The organism is Gramella sp. Hel_I_59 (genome assembly GCF_006714895.1).
Lineage (GTDB): Bacteria > Bacteroidota > Bacteroidia > Flavobacteriales > Flavobacteriaceae > Christiangramia.
In genome coordinates, this window is the sequence record NZ_VFME01000001.1 from 928,775 (window position 1) to 941,249 (window position 12,475).

Here is a 12,475-nt window from a genome sequence, read left to right on the forward strand (position 1 = left end):
TTGAAGAAACTACATTTAGTCCTTGCTTTCTTGCTATTCAGTTCTGCTATAGTAAGTTCACAGAATTTTAGCGCGAAAGTAAAGGACTCCGAATCTGGAGAATTTCTGAATGATGTTACGGTGACTGCCGTGAGATCAGAAAAAATTCAGGTGACAGATACCAATGGAAATTTCAGTTTTGACGGAATCAGTTTTCCGTTGAAGCTGAAATTTTCATTTATAGGCTATAAGACATCTACTGAAATTTTTAGTGCTTCAGAAGAAGGAAAAATTATTGAACTACAGCGAGATATTGATGGTTTGTCTGAAGTTGTTTTGCGTAGTTCCAATATTCCGCAGAAATTACTGAAGGAATCAGCGGCGGTGAGTGTGCTTTCAGCAGAAGACCTTAAACGAGTAGATGATTTCAACCTGGTGCAAAATCTCAATTATGTACCCGGTGTTTTTGTTAGTCAGGGCGCGCTGAATACCAACAAGATCGATATTAGAGGAATTGGTGCGCGGGCTCAATACAGTACGAACCGCATTAAGGCTTATATTAATGGAATCCCTCTCACTACTGCGGAAGGTGAACTAACGCTGGATGATTTTGACAACTCATACCTTGACCGGATTGAGATCTACAAAGGTCCGGTTTCTTCCATATTTGGAGCAGGGTTAGGAGGTGCTATCAATCTTTATACTCAGCGAAACAGGCAGGATCAACGCTCTGTAGAGACGAGTTTTAGCTACGGAAGTTTTAATACCATGAAAACGGGTGTGAATGTGAACTATGTAGAAGATAGTCTTGATATTTCGGTCAATTATAATAAACTGGATAGCGATGGGTATCGTGATAACGGTGCTTATGATCGAAATTCATTCGTTGTAACAGCTGGTTTGCTAAATAAAAAAGGAAATCGCTGGGATCTTTTCTATAATTATACCAATCTAAAAGCTTTTATTCCAAGTTCTTTGAATCAGGATGATTTTCTAAACTCACCCACAAAAGCTGCCTTTACTTGGGGAAGTGCTGAAGGTTATGAATCTTATGATAAGAATATTCTTGGGCTAGCCTATACCCACAATTTTTCTGAAAACTGGAAAAATCAAACCACTGTTTTTCTGAATTCTCGTGATGGATACGAACCACGACCTTTTGATATTCTTGATGAAGACAGGAATTCTATAGGTCTGCGAACCAATTTTAATCACGAAACTGCGATTGCCAGTATGCCTGCGAAATTTAGTTTTGGAGCTGAAGGGATGCTGGAGTTCTACGAAGTTCAAACCTACCAGAACTTATATCAGGATTTTGAGAATCAAGGCAGCGTTCAGGGAAACAATCTAAGTAATAATGAGCAGGATCGAAATTATATCAATTTATTCGGACAGGTTCAGCTGGAATTAACCTCGAAATTAACTGCCGATTTTGGAGTGAATTTTAATACAACTTCCTACGATCTGCAGGATAATTTTAATCAGGATTCAGAAGATCAATCTGAAAATTATAGTTTTGATGCAGTACTTTCTCCGAGACTGGGATTAAGCTATGAAGCTTTTGCTGGAAAGCACTTCTATGCTTCAGCAAGTCATGGGTTTTCTACTCCTACGGTAGCGCAAACTCTAACTCCGGAAGGAAATATCAACACAGATCTTCAAACAGAAACTGGATGGAACTACGAAATAGGCTTTAAAGGTAACTGGCTCGAAAACAGGTTATATACTGAAGTCAACGCTTATTCTATACAGATTCGGGACCTTCTGGTAGCCAGAAGAATTGACCAGGATCGCTATGTAGGAGTCAATGCAGGAAAGTCTGATCATTATGGGCTGGAATTTACTTCAGTTTACCAACAACCAATTTCGAATGATCTCTCGTTGAACTTTATGATGAATGCAAATCTTACCGATTATACCTTTGATAAATTCGTGGATCTTGGGGAAAATTATTCTGGAAATGAATTACCAGGTGTTCCAGAATATATGTTGACACCAACAATTGGATTCGATTATAAGGATTTTTCAGCAAATATCAATTATCAGATGTTTGGAGAAATAGCTTTGGATGATTCCAATTCTGGTTATACTGAAGCTTACGAATTGCTGAATTTCAGAATGAATTACAATACAAAATTAACCAGTTATTTGCAGGCAGGTGCGAGCCTTGGAATCAATAATATCACAGATGAGCTTTATGCTTCAAGTATCGTAACTAACGCGGTAGGTTTTGGAGGTTCTGCACCACGTTATTATTACCCGGGAATGCCAAGAAATTATTACGCGGGTCTAAATTTGAAATTAAGCCTTTAAGAAGACTGGGTTTTTACGACTTCAGGAACCATGAATTCATAACTTCCACCGTGACGCATCACATCTCTTACCACGGTGGAAGAAATATGAGCGAGTCCAGAGCTTGAGATTAAAAATATGGTCTCAATACCGGCCATTTTGTAATTCGTTTGACCAATAGCTTTTTCAAATTCAAGATCCTGGCCATTGCGCAAACCTCTCAAAATAAATTCTGAATCTTTGGATTTGCAATAGTCTACGGTAAGTCCGCTATAAGTTTCTACCAGAATTTTTTCTTCGTCTTTATAAGTTTCTTTTAGAAAATGCAATCTTTCTTCCAGGCTGAACATATATTTTTTGCTGGAATTAGTGCCTATAGCCAGTATGATCTTGTCAAAAAGAGGCAAAGCTCTATCGATAATATCTGTGTGACCTAAGGTTAGCGGGTCAAAACTACCTGGGAAAACTGCTATTTTCATAATTCGCGATTTAATTCTATTGATTCAATGCTGCTTCCACGGCACTACCAAATAGGTCTTTTAATGTGATTCCTGCTTTTTCGGCTTGTTGAGGTAAAATACTTGCCTGACTAATTCCCGGGTTGGTGTTCATTTCTATAAAGTGTGGTTCACCTTCATGAAAGATAAATTCTGATCTTGAAAAACCTTTCATCTTCAGTTTACGGTAGATCATTTTAGCGATCTCCTGTACTTTCAAAGTATCTTCTTCAGAAATTCTAGCTGGTGTGATTTCCTGGGATTTTCCGAGGTATTTGGCTTCATAATCGAAAAACTCCCCATCAGGCACGATTTCAGTAACCGGCAAAGCAACAATTTCACCTTTGTACATAATCACCCCAACAGAGACTTCAGTTCCATCCAGAAATGATTCAATGATTGCTTCATCATCTTCAGTAAAAGCAGTTTTTGCCGCAGAAACTATTTCTTCTTCGGTCTTAACTTTAGTTACCCCAAAACTGCTTCCCGCACGATTTGCCTTAACGAAACATGGAAGACTAACGCGATCTACGATAGCCTTTGTGTCGATATCCTCACCTTTATTCAGGAAATAGTTTGTGGCAGTTTTGACTCCGTAGGGTCTTAAAACCGAAATAAGATCCCGTTTGTTGAAGGTCAATGCCGACTGGTAGTAGTCACAACTGGTTTGCGGTACTCCAATAAGCTCTAAATATGCCTGCAGTAGTCCGTTTTCACCCGGTGTACCATGAATTGTGTTAAAAACGCAGTCAAAGCTAATAACCTTATCATCTATAGTTACTGTAAAGTTGCTTTTATTGATAGGATAAGGGGTGTCATCTTCTGTAACCACGAACCATTCGCTTTGCAGGATATGAACACGGTATGGCTCGTAAAGGTCACGATCAAGATTTTTATAAACGATATTACCACTGTTTATCGAAATGCGGTATTCACTGGAATAACCGCCCATAGCGATGGCGATAGTTTTCTTCATATTCAATATTTCCGGTTTGAAGTCGTTAAACAAAAATATCACTTAATAGGGCAGTCACCAAAACCAAAGGGTTTTATATCTTTGTCCATTATCATGAAACTATGGGATTTTTTCGATTTATTTTCAGCAAGACCTTTTTAATTCAATTGGTGCTTGCCGGTATTGTATTGGTTGTACTTGCTATTCTGGCTATGCAATGGCTGGATTACTCCACGAACCAGGATCAGCGAATCGAAGTTCCCGACCTCGCCAAGATGAATCTGGATATTGTTGAGGATCGTCTGGATGAACTCAATCTTGATTTCGAAATCCTTGATTCTGCGAATTTCAATCCGGATTTCCCGAGGTATTCAGTAATAGAACAGGCACCTGCACCAGGTAAATTTGTGAAGGAAGACCGTAAGATCTACTTAACCTTGAATCCTTCCGGATATCGTAAAGTTGAAATTCCGGAGAATTTGATTAGAAAAACCCGCAGACAGGTAGAACCAACCTTAAGATCTTTAGGTTTTGAGATTGGTGATGTTAGCTACAAGCCAGACATTGCTGAAGATGCTGTGCTGGAAATAAGACATAAAGGTAAACTGGTGGAAGCTGGTGAGAAATTAATGAAAACTTCTGTATTAGACCTTGTACTGGGCGATGGTAGTGGAAGATATAGAGAACTTGAAGACGATAGTCTGGATGTTCAACAGGAAACTGAAAGCGAAGTAGATGAATTCTAATATAGACCAGAACGACGAAATTGAAGATAACGACCAGAATGAAAGTCTTTATGAACATCATAAGTTCGTAGCAGATTCCGGTCAAAAACCACTAAGAGTGGATAAATTCCTGATGAATTTCATCGAGAATGCTACCCGTAATAAAATTCAGAAGTCGGCTAAGAGCGGAAACATCTATGTAAATGGTGAAACTGTAAAGCAAAATTTTAAGGTAAAAGCTGGAGACACCGTGCAGGTGATGTTCGAGCATCCTCCTTACGAGTTTTTACTGGTGCCTGAAGATATTCCGCTTGATATTGAATATGAAGATGATACGCTGCTGGTAGTTAATAAACCTCCCGGAATGGTAGTACATCCCGGTCATGGTAATTATAGTGGGACACTTATCAACGCACTTGTACATCACTTTGATAATTTACCGAATAATAGTAGTGATCGCCCAGGATTGGTTCACAGGATCGATAAGGACACGAGCGGACTATTGGTGATCGCCAAGACTGAAGAAGCGATGGCACACCTGTCAAAGCAATTTTTTGACAAGACCAGCGAAAGAGAATATGTAGCGATCGTCTGGGGGAACGTAGAAGAGGATGAAGGTACTATAGAAGGAAATATAGGAAGAAACCCAAAGAATAGATTACAGAACTTAGTTTACGAAGGAGACCTTGCAGAAGAAGGAAAACCAGCAGTGACGCATTTTAAAGTGATTGAAAGACTTGGGTATGTAACTCTGGTTTCATGTAAACTGGAAACTGGTAGAACACACCAGATACGAGTTCATATGAAATATATTGGACATACGCTTTTTAATGATGAGCGCTATGGAGGAGACAGGATCCTTAAGGGTACAACATTTACCAAGTACAAGCAGTTTGTAGATAATTGTTTCAAAATACTACCAAGGCAGGCCTTGCATGCAAAAACCTTAGGCTTTAAACATCCAAAAACAGGAAAATGGATGAGCTTTAATACTGAAATTCCTGAGGATATTCAAAATTGCGTGGATAAGTGGAGAGCATATGCTAAAAGTCAGCTAGAGAATCTTTAGGATAAAAGCTGTCTATTGATCTATCGATAACTAATTTTATTAGGCTTCAGAAATTTTAGTGATTCGGCTTATATTTGGGAAAAACAGGAAAATGAAAATTGTTGTTTCCCCAGCTAAAAGTCTGGATTACGATTCAAAACTACCCAGCAATCGAGGTACACAGCCACAATTTCTGGAAACTACCGCTAAGCTCAATAGAAAGTTATCTCGCCAGACTAAGTCAGATCTTTCAGAATTAATGAGTATTAGCGATAAACTGGCTGACCTGAATTATACGAGGTACCAGGAATTCGAAGAAGATCATACCAAAAAGAATTCAAGACCCGCGATGTATGCGTTCGATGGGGATGTATATATAGGTTTGGATGCTTATACTATTTCTACAGATAAACTTGATAAGCTTCAGGATACCTTGAGAATACTTTCCGGGATGTATGGGATCTTAAGACCATTGGATTTGATGCAGCCGTACAGGCTGGAAATGGGCACTTCTATTGGGATTGAAAGAAATGATAATCTTTATAAAGTCTGGAAAGAAAAGATCACGCAATCGCTGAATGATGAATTGAAAGAAGATGAGTTGTTTCTGAATCTTGCCAGTAATGAATATTTTAAGGCAGTAGATACGAAACAATTGAAAGTTCCGGTTATTGCGCCAGTTTTCAAGGATTACAAAAACGGAAAGCTGAAAATTATCAGCTTTTATGCGAAGAAAGCCCGTGGTTCTATGGTAAGATATATTATCGATAAAGATTGTGAAACTCTGGAAGATATTAAAGGGTTCGATTACGATGATTATCGATTCAGTGAAGAACATACGGAAAAAGAAGATCATCCAACCTTTATAAGATAATATTCTGGAGCTTTTTCACCACACACATCCATTTCCGCCATTCATTCCTGAAAGCGCCACAAAACTCATTGTTGGTACTTTGCCGCCTCCACGTTTTACGCGTAGGGAATTAAAGCCAGATGATGTGGATTTTTGCTACGGAAGCAGGGATGGTTTATTGTGGCCAGTATTGGATCGTATATTTCAGCTTAACCTGAAGTATGAGAATACTTCAGAAGCAATAAAACAGCGACAGGATTTTTTGAAAAGTAGAAATATTGGGATCTGCGATATAGTGGAAAGTAGCCGGCGCGAAAAGATCGATGCAAGTGACCTGGGAATGCAAAAAGTGGAGCTGCGTGATATGCTTAAAATTCTTCGTAAGCATCCAAAAATGGATACGCTTCTTTTTACCGGTGGTAATTCTAAAAACGGACCGGAATATTTCTTCAGAAAATATCTAAAAGAACAGTTGGCAGAGATTAAGCTAAAGATCGTGTCAAATAAATCACCCAGAGTTCATCAGTTTATTCTGGATGGGCGATCAATCAAGACTGTATCACTAATTGCACCATCCGGCGCTGCGAATATTTCAATTGGCAGTTCTGAACTTTATAAAGAGATGAAAAAGAAAAACCCTGAATTCAATACTCTTGATTTCAGGGTTCTTCAGTATAAAGAATTTTTCTAGATCACTGCAATTCTTTTTTATCCTGATTAGCCAGTGTAGTAGGTTTGATCTTAAATTTTCGACGTTTTGGTCTTAGCTTCCCGCTGGTTCCAATCGCGATCTTACCTCTTTTAGTTTTCTTATCACCTCTACCCATTTATTTTTTGTTTTGCTGATCTTTAATGGTCTTTTCATCTATATCCACCTTATTCGTTTCTTCGTTGCGATTTCCGGTTGGATTCGTTGGATTTTTCTGCTCTTTCGTTCTTTCTCTCTTGTTATCTTCAATTGGTCCTCCCATAACTAGTAATTTTTATGATTTACTCTAAGATAAGGACATGTAGTCTAATAAGCTGCCAAGAAGCTGTTACAATTAGGTTAAAGCTTGATAGGTTCGATAAAATTTGAAATTTTCGAGGTTCCCTCGATATCAAGATGTTTTATAAAAGCACTACCAATAATTGCACCTTTAGCAAATTGAGTTGCTGCTTTGAAAGTCTCCTTATCCTTAATACCGAAACCTACGATCTGAGGATTTTTTAAACCCATTTCATGAATTCTTCGGAAGTAATCAGTAGTTTCATTTCCGAAACCTGAAGTAGATCCTGTGACACTGGCGCTACTCACCATGTAAATAAATCCATTGGAAATAGAATCTATAAACCTGATTCTATCTTCTGAAGTTTGAGGAGTGATAAGAAAAATATTGATCAATCCATATTTTTCGAAAAGCTCCTGATATTCTTCGTGGTACACATCTACTGGAAGGTCTGGGATAATAAGTCCGTCGATACCAGTTTCAGCACACTTTTTACAAAATTCCTCCACTCCATATTGAAGCATAGGATTAAAATAACCCATCATGATCAGCGGAATCTCAACTTTGGGCCTGATATCTTTGAGTTGATCAAAAAGCTTTTGAGTGGTCATCCCATTCCGAAGGGCTTTGGTAGAACTTTCCTGGATGGTAGGTCCATCTGCCAGTGGATCACTAAAGGGAAGGCCGATCTCGATAAAGTCGACACCGCTTTTTTCAAGATCCACAATGATCTGTTCAGTATCATCAATATTTGGAAAGCCTGCACTAAAATATATGGAAAGAAGTTTTTTGTCTTCTTTTAATTTCTCCTGAATTCTATTCATTTTCTATAAATTGAAATATTCAATATATGTGTTCAAATCCTTGTCGCCTCTTCCTGATAGGTTGACCACAACGATATCATCTTTCTTAAATTTTCGGTTTTCAAAAACTGCCAGGGCATGGGAGGTTTCTATTGCGGGAATAATACCTTCCAGCTTAGCTAGTTCTAAACCGGCTTTCATAGCTGCTTCATCTGTAATGCTAATAAAGTCTCCTCTTTTACTGGTAAAAAGGTTAGCATGCATTGGTCCAACTCCAGGATAATCCAGGCCAGCTGAAATACTATACGGTTCAGTGATCTGTCCGTCGCCGGTTTGCATAAGAAGCGTTTTACTACCATGGATAATTCCGGGTTTCCCCAATGCTGAGGTTGCTGCACTTTCCCCGGTATCAATGCCTTTTCCAGCTGCTTCTACCGCGATGATCCCAACCTTTGGGTTATCGAGATAATGGTAATAGGCTCCGGCAGCGTTGCTACCACCACCAACACAAGCGATCACATAGTCAGGATCCTCTGTATTTTCCTTTTCCATTAATTGATACTTGATCTCTTCAGAAATAACACTTTGAAACCTCGCCACCATATCTGGATAGGGGTGTGGTCCAACTACTGAACCAATAATATAATGAGTATCTACAGGATTATTGATCCAGTCACGAATTGCTTCGTTAGTTGCATCCTTCAAGGTACGGCTACCGGATTTTGCAGGAATTACTTTTGCTCCCAGCATTTTCATTCTGGCAACGTTTGGTGATTGTCTTTCAATATCCACCTCTCCCATATAAACGATGCATTCCATTCCCATTAAGGCGCAAACTGTTGCCGTCGCAACGCCATGTTGTCCAGCTCCGGTTTCAGCAATGATCCTCTTTTTTCCAAGTCTTTGCGCCATCAGGATCTGCCCGACAGTGTTGTTAACCTTATGCGCTCCAGTATGGCAAAGATCCTCACGTTTTAAATATACCTTAGTTCCATAATGCTCGCTAAAGCGTTTTGCATAATATAATGGGGTAGGTCTTCCTACATATTCTCTCAGTAGATCATGGAACTCTTCCTGGAATGAATCTTCCTGCATGATCTTGATATACCTTGAACGCAGTTCTTCTACGTTAGGATATAGCATTTCAGGAATATAAGCTCCCCCAAAATCCCCGTAATATCCTTTTTCATCTACCTGATAGCTCATCTTATGAATTTATCTTTTGTTTGAACTCTTTTAATTCTTTCAATTTCTTTAATCCGGGTTTCAATTCGAATTTACTATTTACATCTACGGCATAAAGAAGATCTGGTTTCCCTGCTCTATAGAAATGATTTTTCAACTCGGCGATGGCTTCCCCATGTTCGGGTCCAATGCCGCCACTAAGGAAAAATGGTGTATTAGAAGGATATTCTTTTAAAATCTGCCAGTCGAATTCCTTTCCATTGCCTCCTCGTAAAACTCCTTTAGTATCAAATAAGAAATAGTCTGCAATACCCTCGAATGCCTGTATCTTCTGAAAATCAAAATGGTCACCAACACTAAAAACCTTAATCAACTCCGGAGTGCTTCCATGTTGCTGGAAATTATTCTTCAGCTTTTGACAGAATTCTGCCGACTCCTCCCCATGCAGCTGAATTGCATCAAGCTTATGCTGCTTTGCAATCTCCAGAATCCTTGAAATTTCTTCGTTAACGAAAACTCCTGTTTTTTTGATATTAGTAGGGAGTTCAGGAAGTTTTCCTTCAAAATAGCGGGGAGATTTTTCGTAAAATATAAAACCCATGTAAGTAGGTTTAAGATCGGCTACCTGCAACATGTTTCCGGGTTGCTGCATCCCGCAAACTTTAAGACTCAATCCAGAACTTTGTCCTGAGGCCGGGGTTGTTAAGTTTTGTTCCTGCATAATGTGACTTATGACTTCTTATTAATTTCGTTTATAAAATCTTTCGCTGCCTTCCCGGGATCTTCTGTTCTCATAAAATTTTCTCCAACCAGAAAACCCTGATATCCATAATCTTTAAGTTCTGCGATTACTTTTGGGTCGCTAATTCCACTTTCTGATACTTTCACGAATTCGTCTGGTATATGCCTGGATAGATCTTTGGAGTTCTGGATGCTAACTTCAAATGTTTTGAGGTTCCGGTTATTCACCCCGATCATGTCCACATTCGCTTCAATCGAATTCTCAAGTTCCTCAAGATCGTGTACTTCCAGTAAAACATCCATTCCAAGATTTCTCGCAAAAGTTGCCAGGCGTTTTAATTCTTCAGTCGGTAATACCGCCGCAATAAGCAAAACTACATCTGCTCCAAAAGCTTTAGCCTCAAGAATCTGGTAGTCATCTATCATGAAATCCTTTCGCAAGACCGGCATTTCTACTACAGCCCTGGTGTATAAAAGATCTTCCAGAGAACCTCCAAAATATTTACCATCGGTAAGGACAGACATACCACAGACTCCGGCATCCTCATAACCACTCGCCACATCCTGTACATTAAGATCGTGGTTGATGACCTGCTTAGACGGTGATCTTCTTTTGTGTTCTGCAATGATACCGCTGCTGGAATTTCTTAGTTTGTCAGCCAGTGAAACCGGATTTCTTTGAAATAAAATCGAATTTTCGAGCTGTTCTACCGGGAAAATCGACTTTTTCAGGCTTACTTCCCGACGTTTATCAGCAACAATTTTATCTAGAATATTCATAATCTCAGCTTATTATTTACTTAAGTCCTGTAATTTCTTGAAACATTTAAATGCATTTCCAGATGCAATAGATTCCTTAGCTCGGGCGAAACCATCCTGGGCACTTAAATTTTCAACAGTTGCAATGGCCATACCGGCATTTGCGCATACGACATTCTCCTGCGCCTGTGTTCCATTGCCTTTCAGAATACCGGTTAATATTTCTGCGGAAGATTCAATCGAACCACCTCCGGCAATTTGTGATTGTTGCAATTCTGAAACTCCAAAATCCTCTGGTTTCAACATACTTTCAGAATCGTTCCGAATGCTTTTGGTCTCACAGGTTAACGAAATTTCATCGTAACCATCGAGAGCATGGAGTATTGTGTAATTCTTATCGGTATTTTGATAAAGATACGCATACATTCGCGCCAGCTCCAAACTGAAAACGCCTACCAGTTGATTCTTAGGAAATGCAGGATTTACCATAGGTCCGAGCATATTGAAGAATGTTTTTACAGCCAGACTTTTTCTTACCGGTGCAACGTTTTTCATCGCGGGGTGAAAAAGTGGAGCGTGCAGGATGCAGATATTGGCTTCTTCCAATGTTTTCTGAAGAAATCCCTGTTCACTGCTAAACTTGATACCAAGATATTCCATGACATTGGAACTTCCACTTACTGAAGATACACCGTAATTACCATGTTTGGACACCTTAACTCCGGCACCTGCAGTCACGAATGAGGCAGTTGTTGAAATATTGAAAGTATCCTTTCCATCACCGCCGGTCCCACAAAGATCCACGGTGTTGTAATCCTTAAGATCTACCTTTACACATAGTTCGAGTAATGCATCTCTGAAACCTTCCAGTTCCTGAATGGTAATACTTCTCATCATATAAACCGTAAGAAATGCTGCGATCTGTGTTTCTGAATATCTCCCTTCAGAGATATTAAAAATAGCCTGTTTTGCCTCGCTGGTTGTAATAGTTTCGTGACTAATTAGTCTGTTTAAAAGATCTTTCATGAGGTTGTTTGCTCGTTTTCTTTATTCTGAAGTGTTTCTTTTGAAGATTCATGTTCAACCCAGTTTTTTATCATCTTTTTGCCATCTGGTGTCAAAACAGATTCCGGGTGAAACTGAACTCCCCGAACATCAAATTCTTTGTGTCTTAAAGACATGACCTCACCTTTAATATCATAACTGGTAGCCTGCAGCTGTGGCGGAAGCTCTTTCGCAACTACCCAACTGTGGTATCTTCCAACTTCCAGTTCTTGTTCCAGACCCGAGTATAAATATTCATCTTCTACGAATACCTCAATACTGGTAGCAACTCCATGATAAACTTCTTTAAGGTTCAATAATGTGCCTCCATAAACTTCACCTATTGCCTGCATGCCGAGACAAACCCCCAGAATACTTTTGGTAGCGCCATATTCCATGATGATCTGTTTTAAAAGCCCTGCCTCATCTGGAATACCCGGACCCGGGGAAAGCAATATTTTATCATATTCAGCCACATCCTCAAGATCAAGCTGGTCATTTCTCTTTACGGTCACCTCACAATCCAGTTCTTCAAGATAATGAACAAGATTATATACGAAAGAATCGTAATTGTCTATTACAAGGATCTTTTTCATCTTTTCCAT

The 12,475-nt window shown here is 39.2% G+C and carries 15 protein-coding genes; 5 read left to right on the plus strand and 10 right to left on the minus strand.

Going from position 1 to position 12,475, the window contains the following annotated elements:
* Window positions 1–2,292, plus strand: coding sequence for a TonB-dependent receptor (locus JM79_RS04260; RefSeq protein WP_260443370.1), 2,292 nt, complete (start codon window positions 1–3; stop codon window positions 2,290–2,292).
* On the opposite strand, the gene coaD is transcribed toward JM79_RS04260, so the two are convergent.
* Both coaD and JM79_RS04270 read right to left on the minus strand, forming a co-directional pair.
* Window positions 2,289–2,750, minus strand: coding sequence for a pantetheine-phosphate adenylyltransferase (coaD, locus tag JM79_RS04265; protein ID WP_141876964.1), 462 nt, complete (start codon window positions 2,748–2,750; stop codon window positions 2,289–2,291). The genes JM79_RS04260 and coaD overlap by 4 nt on opposite strands.
* A gap of 16 nt (window positions 2,751–2,766) precedes the next feature.
* Window positions 2,767–3,744: a D-alanine--D-alanine ligase gene (locus tag JM79_RS04270; protein WP_141876965.1), complete on the minus strand. Its 978-nt coding sequence runs from the start codon at window positions 3,742–3,744 to the stop codon at window positions 2,767–2,769.
* Window positions 3,745–3,845: 101 nt separating this feature from the next.
* On the opposite strand from JM79_RS04270, the gene JM79_RS04275 reads away from it, so the two are divergent.
* The 4 genes from JM79_RS04275 to JM79_RS04290 all read left to right on the plus strand — a co-directional run bounded on the left by JM79_RS04275 (window position 3,846) and on the right by JM79_RS04290 (window position 7,040).
* On the plus strand, window positions 3,846–4,469 hold the full coding sequence (locus JM79_RS04275; RefSeq protein WP_141876966.1) for a PASTA domain-containing protein: 624 nt from the start codon (window positions 3,846–3,848) through the stop codon (window positions 4,467–4,469).
* The gene (locus JM79_RS04280) at window positions 4,459–5,517 is read left to right on the plus strand and encodes an RluA family pseudouridine synthase (RefSeq protein WP_141876967.1); all 1,059 of its coding nucleotides are present in this window, start codon (window positions 4,459–4,461) and stop codon (window positions 5,515–5,517) included. The genes JM79_RS04275 and JM79_RS04280 overlap by 11 nt, the downstream gene beginning before the upstream one ends.
* 91 nt (window positions 5,518–5,608) lie before the next feature.
* Window positions 5,609–6,370, plus strand: a complete 762-nt coding sequence (gene yaaA / locus JM79_RS04285; protein WP_141876968.1) for a peroxide stress protein YaaA — start codon at window positions 5,609–5,611, stop codon at window positions 6,368–6,370.
* A gap of 4 nt (window positions 6,371–6,374) precedes the next feature.
* Window positions 6,375–7,040 carry a uracil-DNA glycosylase family protein gene (locus JM79_RS04290; protein ID WP_141876969.1) on the plus strand — a complete coding sequence of 222 codons (666 nt, stop codon included), beginning with the start codon at window positions 6,375–6,377 and terminating at the stop codon, window positions 7,038–7,040.
* 1 nt (window position 7,041) lies between these two features.
* Here JM79_RS04290 and JM79_RS04295 read toward each other — a convergent pair whose 3' ends face one another.
* From JM79_RS04295 to JM79_RS04325, 8 genes are all read right to left on the minus strand, one after another.
* The gene (locus tag JM79_RS04295) at window positions 7,042–7,176 is read right to left on the minus strand and encodes a 30S ribosomal protein THX (protein WP_141876970.1); all 135 of its coding nucleotides are present in this window, start codon (window positions 7,174–7,176) and stop codon (window positions 7,042–7,044) included.
* Entirely contained in the window at window positions 7,177–7,320 is a 144-nt protein-coding gene (locus tag JM79_RS16110; RefSeq protein WP_185739462.1) for a hypothetical protein, read from the minus strand.
* 77 nt (window positions 7,321–7,397) lie between these two features.
* Window positions 7,398–8,162 (minus strand): tryptophan synthase subunit alpha, encoded by a 765-nt coding sequence (trpA, locus tag JM79_RS04300; protein ID WP_141876971.1) that lies wholly within the window; start codon window positions 8,160–8,162, stop codon window positions 7,398–7,400.
* 3 nt (window positions 8,163–8,165) lie between these two features.
* Window positions 8,166–9,347: a tryptophan synthase subunit beta gene (trpB, locus tag JM79_RS04305; RefSeq protein WP_141876972.1), complete on the minus strand. Its 1,182-nt coding sequence runs from the start codon at window positions 9,345–9,347 to the stop codon at window positions 8,166–8,168.
* Between the two features lies 1 nt (window position 9,348).
* A complete protein-coding gene (locus tag JM79_RS04310) occupies window positions 9,349–10,047 on the minus strand; it encodes a phosphoribosylanthranilate isomerase (protein WP_260443371.1) in 699 nt (232 codons plus the stop codon).
* Window positions 10,048–10,055: 8 nt separating this feature from the next.
* Window positions 10,056–10,847, minus strand: a complete 792-nt coding sequence (gene trpC, locus JM79_RS04315; RefSeq protein ID WP_141876973.1) for an indole-3-glycerol phosphate synthase TrpC — start codon at window positions 10,845–10,847, stop codon at window positions 10,056–10,058.
* Between the two features lie 12 nt (window positions 10,848–10,859).
* Entirely contained in the window at window positions 10,860–11,852 is a 993-nt protein-coding gene (trpD, locus tag JM79_RS04320; protein WP_141876974.1) for an anthranilate phosphoribosyltransferase, read from the minus strand.
* Window positions 11,849–12,466: an aminodeoxychorismate/anthranilate synthase component II gene (locus tag JM79_RS04325; protein WP_141879171.1), complete on the minus strand. Its 618-nt coding sequence runs from the start codon at window positions 12,464–12,466 to the stop codon at window positions 11,849–11,851. Before JM79_RS04325 ends, trpD begins: the two co-directional genes overlap by 4 nt.
* Between the last annotated feature and the right edge of the window lie 9 nt (window positions 12,467–12,475).

Excerpts from the sequence above, each read along its gene's own strand:
- coaD (WP_141876964.1), bottom strand. The coding sequence starts at position 2,750 with ATGAAAATAGCAGTTTTCCCAGGTAGTTTTGACCCGCTAACCTTAGGT.
- JM79_RS04270 (WP_141876965.1), bottom strand. The coding sequence starts at position 3,744 with ATGAAGAAAACTATCGCCATCGCTATGGGCGGTTATTCCAGTGAATAC.
- JM79_RS04275 (WP_141876966.1), top strand. The coding sequence starts at position 3,846 with ATGGGATTTTTTCGATTTATTTTCAGCAAGACCTTTTTAATTCAATTG.
- JM79_RS04280 (WP_141876967.1), top strand. The coding sequence starts at position 4,459 with ATGAATTCTAATATAGACCAGAACGACGAAATTGAAGATAACGACCAG.
- yaaA (WP_141876968.1), top strand. The coding sequence starts at position 5,609 with ATGAAAATTGTTGTTTCCCCAGCTAAAAGTCTGGATTACGATTCAAAA.
- JM79_RS04295 (WP_141876970.1), bottom strand. The coding sequence starts at position 7,176 with ATGGGTAGAGGTGATAAGAAAACTAAAAGAGGTAAGATCGCGATTGGA.
- JM79_RS16110 (WP_185739462.1), bottom strand. The coding sequence starts at position 7,320 with ATGGGAGGACCAATTGAAGATAACAAGAGAGAAAGAACGAAAGAGCAG.
- trpA (WP_141876971.1), bottom strand. The coding sequence starts at position 8,162 with ATGAATAGAATTCAGGAGAAATTAAAAGAAGACAAAAAACTTCTTTCC.
- trpB (WP_141876972.1), bottom strand. The coding sequence starts at position 9,347 with ATGAGCTATCAGGTAGATGAAAAAGGATATTACGGGGATTTTGGGGGA.
- JM79_RS04310 (WP_260443371.1), bottom strand. The coding sequence starts at position 10,047 with ATGCAGGAACAAAACTTAACAACCCCGGCCTCAGGACAAAGTTCTGGA.
- trpC (WP_141876973.1), bottom strand. The coding sequence starts at position 10,847 with ATGAATATTCTAGATAAAATTGTTGCTGATAAACGTCGGGAAGTAAGC.
- trpD (WP_141876974.1), bottom strand. The coding sequence starts at position 11,852 with ATGAAAGATCTTTTAAACAGACTAATTAGTCACGAAACTATTACAACC.
- JM79_RS04325 (WP_141879171.1), bottom strand. The coding sequence starts at position 12,466 with ATGAAAAAGATCCTTGTAATAGACAATTACGATTCTTTCGTATATAAT.